We start from the raw sequence: 6,185 nt of genomic DNA on the forward strand, positions 1-6,185 counted from the left end.
CACAATCAATACTTTTTCCATGGTCATTTCTAGACTTTGAAAGAGAAGAAAGGGGTCGAGGGGTTTGCGGGTTATTTACAGCGATGCCAAGTAATCGCGAGCCTGGTTCACATCCGCGGTGACGGCGGCGGTCGTGTCGGCAATCGCGGTTCCTCGCGGGAACGAGTGCATAAAAATCTCGGTCCAGCCCGAGTAATTCTCTTTGGCAAGTGCGTGCATGATCGGAGCAAAGTCGAGCTCGCCACGACCGGGCATTTGTTGCATCTCCAATTCACGAGCTTGTTTTGTCGAGCTGCCCATGCCGTGCTGCCACGCGTAAAACACTTCGATCCGCGGACAAAGCTCGCGAATCAAACCGGCCAATGCATCAGGATCTTGTGGCAAGTGATACGGCGCCAACGCGATTCCGAGATGCGGGCTCGGGCACAATTCAATCAACCATTTCATCGAATCAGGCGACTCGATTAGATTGTTGGCGTGATTTTCGATCGCGATCGTGACGCCGGTTTCCGCGGCAACCGCGAGATGAGGTTTCATTTTTTCGGCGAATTCGCCAACGGCACGCTTCAGCTCGCTGCCCTTCAAGCCTTTCGGGCCCGAACCGCCCGCGACAATGGTTTTGCAGCCAAACTTTTCTGCAAAACGCATTTCGTCCTGCAAACGAAACGGTCCCAATTTGTACTGCGTCAAACAGCCAAGTTGGACGTCATGCTTGGCCAGCAATTCGGCGAAAGCGTCGGCTCCCATCGCATCAATCTGCTCACGCTGGTTCCCGTGCACTTTGGGCCAAATGTCGATGGCCTTGGCGCCGGTCTTGCGAACCTCGGCCACCACGTCGGCCACTGGGGCGTAACCGTAGAGACACGAGCCCAGCAAGTATTTCGGTCGCCATGCGGCGGAATCACTCGCCAACAAGGGCGATGCCATGCAAGCGGTCGCAGTGGTCGCAGCGAGCTGGCAAAATTGACGTCGCTTCATCGAAGAACTCTGGGTGGGGATTGGTGTGGGGATGGGGAGAAGCGTGCGGCATCAGCCGAGGTGGGAAATCGCCGGCCGACAAGGATCTGACAATTTTAACATGAACCGGCACGAATCACGCATACGCTTTTGCGTCATTCTTTTACACTATATTGCGTTACGGAATCGGCCGATTAGGCTGAGTCCGAATGCACCAAAGGAGACTGTTGCCCTGCGCCGCGTTGCCCTGATCATCGAAACCTCACGCAGCTACGGGCGCGACTTGCTCAGTGGCGTCAAACGCTATGCCACCGAACAAGCATCGTGGTCAATGTTTGTCGAACTACGTGACCTCGAATCCGAACCGCCTCCTTGGCTGCGAAAATGGGACGGCGATGGAATCTTGACACGTTCGGGCAACCCGGCGATCGAGCGTGCGGTGACTCAGGTGGGAGTACCGACCGTCGAGCTTCGATCAAGCCGGCTTGCCAAGCGATTCCCCTTTGTCGGCGTCGACAATCATGCCGTCGGCAAGTTGGCTGCGTCCCACTTTCTTGAGCTTGGCTATGAACACTTTGGCATTTACCGCCTCGACACCGAGCAATTTTTTATCGACCGCCGGAACAGCTTTGTCGATCACGTCAGTGCCGCGGGGTTTGAATGCGAAGAATTCCATCAATCCGGTGCAACGGAGAAACCGAGCCAGTGGGAACGTCAACAGGCTCGGTTGTGTCAGTGGATCCAGCAGCTTCCTAAACCTGCCGCGATCCTCGCCTGTACCGACCAACTAGGATGTTGGCTCCTCGATGCATGCCGCCGCGCCGACGTCCGGGTGCCTGAACAGATCGCCGTGGTCGGTGTCGAGAACGACGAGACACTGACGACCATCAGCACGCCGACGCTTAGCAGCGTGCAATTGGACGGGCATCGCATTGGTTACCAAGCGGCTCGATTGCTGGACCGAATGATGAGCGGCGGCAAACCACGCACGACCCCACTGCTGGTCCCACCGATCGGCGTTGTCACACGGCAATCATCCGACATCGTCGCCACCAGCGATCCGCTGCTGGCGGCTGCCATTCGATTCATCCGACAACACGCTTGCGAGGGGATTCGAATCACAAACGTCTTGGAAGCGGTTCCGCTTTCGCGCAGTCAACTCGAACGCGGGTGCCGCGAGCTGTTGCAACGATCGCCCAATCAAGAAATCAACCGAATTCGCATCCAGGCTGCAAAAGAGTTACTGCGAGACACCGAACTGAGCATCGAAGGCATCGCCAAACGCAGCGGATTTACAACACAGCAGTACTTTGTGCAGCTGTTTAAAAAGCATTGTGGCATGACCGCCACCGCATACCGGAGATCGGTTCGCGAGCCCATAACGCAACGAGGCTGATACAATCGGCAAGCCCCCCAATTCGATGGACCATTTTGCCGCAGGAGCGTGAAGAAACGGTGGAACTATGCGCAAAATGATCAATTGAGGGATTTTCCAGCCAAGTAACCTGAAATGACCACCGCTAGAATATGCACAGTGTCATGCTGAGGAGGCCCTGATCTATAGGGTTGGACGCATTTGCGGCCCCTCGGCGAACGTTCCCCAACAAAGACACCTTAGCTTGGCGGCGTGTCGTCAAACCGAATGATTCGACAGGCCTGCTAATTCACAACTCACATGCCGCGTTCTCTTTAAAGAGCCTCTCTCAATGAAAATCACAGGAATCAAGATTTACCAAGTCGACCTTCCGCTGCACGAAGGCAACTACAGTTGGTCCGAGGGCAAAAGCGTTGACGTTTTTGACAGCACTGTGGTCGAGGTTCAAACCGATTCAGGAATTAGCGGTTTTGGCGAAGTGTGTCCACTCGGCCCCGTCTATCTGCCTGCGTATGCGGCCGGCGCTCGAACGGGCATTCAAGAGCTAGCGCCCCATTTGATCGGAGATGACCCGACCGAACTGATGGCATTGAACTTGAAGATGGACCGTTTGATGAAGGGTCACCCCTACGTCAAATCGGCAATCGACATGGCATGCTGGGACATTCTCGGCAAAGCGGCTGAAATGCCTGTCAGCACGTTGCTCGGTGGTCGCTATGGCGACGACGTTGTGCTTTACCGAGCCATTTCACAACGCCCTGCAGCCGAGATGGCTGAAAACGTAGCCAGCTACCGCGCCGAAGGTTATCGACGATTCCAATTGAAAGTGGGCGGCCGAGCGGACGATGACATCGAGCGAATTCGCGCCACTCGTGCCGTTTTGCAACCGGGCGACAAATTGATTGCCGATGCGAACACCGGATGGTTGATGCACGAAGCGATGCGAGTGGTCAATGCGGTCAAGGACGTTGACGTCTATATCGAACAGCCTTGTGCCACCTACCAACAATGTTTGAGCATCCGCCAAAACACGACGCTGCCGTTTGTACTAGACGAAGTGATCGACTCGGTGGACGCCATCCTGAAAGGGGTCGCCGATCGCGCCATGGACGTGGTCAATATCAAGATCAGTAAATTTGGCGGCTTGACCAAAGCTCGCCAAGCTCGTGATCTTTGCGTTTCGCTTGGGATCGCAATGACGCTCGAAGACAGCTGGGGTGGCGACATCATCACCGCGGCGATTTCGCATCTGGCGCACAGCACTCCGACCGAATACCTGTTTACATCAACCGATTTCAACAGCTATGTGACGCAGTCGATCGCCGACGGCGCCCCACAACGCGTCAATGGACGGATGGCGGCATCGACCGAACCAGGACTCGGTATTTCGCCCCGATTCGACGTTCTCGGGGACCCCGTCTGGAAGTACCAAACGACTTGCAACAAGTCGTACAGCTTGACAACCTAAGCATCCAAGGAATGGATTTTCGTGAGTGTCCAGCCTTTGGGCTGGACACAGGCTTTTGAATGAACTTGGGCTTCGGGATCGATATCGCGTCTCTCTTGCCAGCAGGATGATTCGATCGCCGTTGTGGGTTACGATAGTGGGGGTTGCCATTTGGCGCCTAGAACGCCCGCCCCCCATCCTAACCCAGAGGATCCTGAATGACTCGTTCATTTGCCTCGACGATGACGCTCGGTCATCGCATGCCCACCCCACAACCGCATCACTGCCGCACTGGCTTCCGCGCTACCACGCTCGTGGCCGCGGCACTGATCTGCCTCGCATCCATCGCTTGCTTCCAACCGCGAATTGCTCTGGCGGCGGAACATCCTAATGTTGTCATCATGCTTGCCGATGACCAAGGTTGGGGTGACCTCAGTGTGCATGGCAATACAAATCTGTCGACTCCGAACATCGACTCGCTAGCCACCGACGGTGTTTTGTTCGATCGGTTTTACGTCTGTCCCGTGTGCGCCCCCACTCGCGCCGAATTCTTAACCGGGCGTTACTATGCTCGAACCGGCGTGCGAGGCGTCTCGACAGGCCAAGAGCGAATCAATCCCGACGAAGTCACGATAGCCGACATTTTTAAGCAAGCAGGGTATGCCACCGGCGCGTTCGGAAAATGGCACAACGGATCCCAGTTCCCCTATCACCCCAATGCGCGTGGGTTCGAAGAGTATTACGGTTTCACATCGGGGCACTGGGGTCATTACTTTGACCCAATGCTCGAACACAACAATGAAATCACTCGGGGGAAAGGCTACATCACGGACGATTTGACGACCCATGCAATGGAGTTCATGGAATCGAATCACAAGCAGGGCAAACCGTTCTTCTGCTACCTGCCCTACAACACACCGCATTCGCCAATGCAGGTTCCGGACGAGTATTTTGACAAGGTCGCCAATCGACCGCTAAAGATGCACAACCGCAATCCCAAACAAGAGGACATGCCTCATTTGCGAGCGGCACTGGCGATGTGTGAAAACATCGACTGGAACGTCGGCCGAGTGCTGAACAAGCTTGATGAGCTTTCGATTTCTGAAGATACCATCGTCATCTATTTCAGCGACAACGGCCCCAACGGATGGCGTTGGAATGGAGGCATGAAGGGCCGCAAAGGAAGTATCGACGAAGGCGGCATCCGAGTTCCGATGCTGATGCGATGGCCTGGCCATATCGTCCAAGGCAAGACAATCCAACCGATCGCCGGAGCAGTTGATTTGCTGCCGACGTTAACCGAACTCGCCTCGGTTTCTTTTTCGCCAAAGAAACCACTCGATGGGCGATCCCTTGTTCCGCTACTGAGCGGCGAAACAACACCGTGGGACGATCGGATGTTGATCTCGTACCAACCGCCACGTGGCGGAAAAGGCAAAACGCCAGAACCGCGGGTGAGTGTTCGCAATCAACGATTTCGCATGGACGCCGCAGGCAAACTTTACGACATCACCGCGGATCCCGGCCAGGACACTGATGTCTCGAAACAACACCCGGATGTGGTCCGCGAAATGAAACAAACTGCGGACCGTTATGTCCGGGAACTTGGCGATCTCGTCAAACCCGACGAGCGTCCGTTCCCTGTCGGCGAAGCCCCGATCACGTTGCTGCCAGCCCGTGACGGGGTGGAACACGGCAGCGTCCAGCGAAGCGGCCGAGCTCCCAACTGTTCGTACTTCACTCACTGGGTCGGCGACCCCGACGATGCGATCACGTGGGACATCGAGGTTTCCGAGACGGCAACGTTTGACATCGAGATTTTTTACACGTGTGCTGCTGATGACGTTGGAGCCGAATACCAACTCGATTTTGGCGATGCAAAACTGACTGGCAAAGTCACCCAGGCCCACGATCCTCCCGCGTATGGCGCCGAAGCCGACCGGACACCCAATCGCGGGTCCGAATCATACGTCAAAGATTTCAAACCGATGCATGTTGGCAAAATCACGTTGGCCAAAGGGCGTGGACCGCTAAAACTTTCGGCGATCAAAGTCCCAGGCGACGAAGTGATGGAAGTGCGACTTTTGCGTCTGAGCAAGCAAAAGTAATTTTGCAAGATTGCAGCTCAAGCAACATGTGAGCCGCGGGCCGTAAAGAAACGGGTAACCCGCGGCAAGGATCGGACGCTCACAAGAGCATTGCTCCCCTTTCCCCCCTCGCCGAAACTTTTGGCGAGTTTCGCTACGAAAACGAGTATTCGGAAGCGACAGGCTGGAAGCCTTTTTATACCCCAAAACTCATTTGCTTGAATGCAACGAAAGCTTCAACGATGGTCGAGAAACGGCTCATCCCACGCCAGAGAGTTTTTGAGCCGGGAGGACCCTGCGATTTTTTGTCGATGTAGCC

The 6,185-nt window shown here is 55.5% G+C and carries 4 protein-coding genes; 3 read left to right on the top strand and 1 reads right to left on the bottom strand.

Annotated elements, in window-relative coordinates; translation table 11 throughout:
• Positions 1–75: 75 nt before the first annotated feature.
• Positions 76–978: a sugar phosphate isomerase/epimerase family protein gene (locus ABX962_RS27090; protein ID WP_372724080.1), complete on the bottom strand. Its 903-nt coding sequence runs from the start codon at positions 976–978 to the stop codon at positions 76–78.
• A 229-nt stretch (positions 979–1,207) separates the two neighbouring features.
• Between ABX962_RS27090 and ABX962_RS27095 the strand changes: the two genes are divergently transcribed.
• The 3 genes from ABX962_RS27095 to ABX962_RS27105 all read left to right on the top strand — a co-directional run bounded on the left by ABX962_RS27095 (position 1,208) and on the right by ABX962_RS27105 (position 5,887).
• Complete coding sequence (locus tag ABX962_RS27095) at positions 1,208–2,353, top strand: substrate-binding domain-containing protein (RefSeq protein WP_372724085.1); 1,146 nt, start codon at positions 1,208–1,210, stop codon at positions 2,351–2,353.
• 310 nt (positions 2,354–2,663) lie between these two features.
• Positions 2,664–3,800, top strand: coding sequence for a cis-3-hydroxy-L-proline dehydratase (locus tag ABX962_RS27100; protein WP_372724082.1), 1,137 nt, complete (start codon positions 2,664–2,666; stop codon positions 3,798–3,800).
• A 197-nt stretch (positions 3,801–3,997) separates the two neighbouring features.
• Positions 3,998–5,887 carry an arylsulfatase gene (locus tag ABX962_RS27105; protein ID WP_372724084.1) on the top strand — a complete coding sequence of 630 codons (1,890 nt, stop codon included), beginning with the start codon at positions 3,998–4,000 and terminating at the stop codon, positions 5,885–5,887.
• Positions 5,888–6,185: the final 298 nt, after the last annotated feature.

It is taken from the genome of Novipirellula sp., from assembly GCF_041583735.1.
Lineage (GTDB): Bacteria > Planctomycetota > Planctomycetia > Pirellulales > Pirellulaceae > Novipirellula.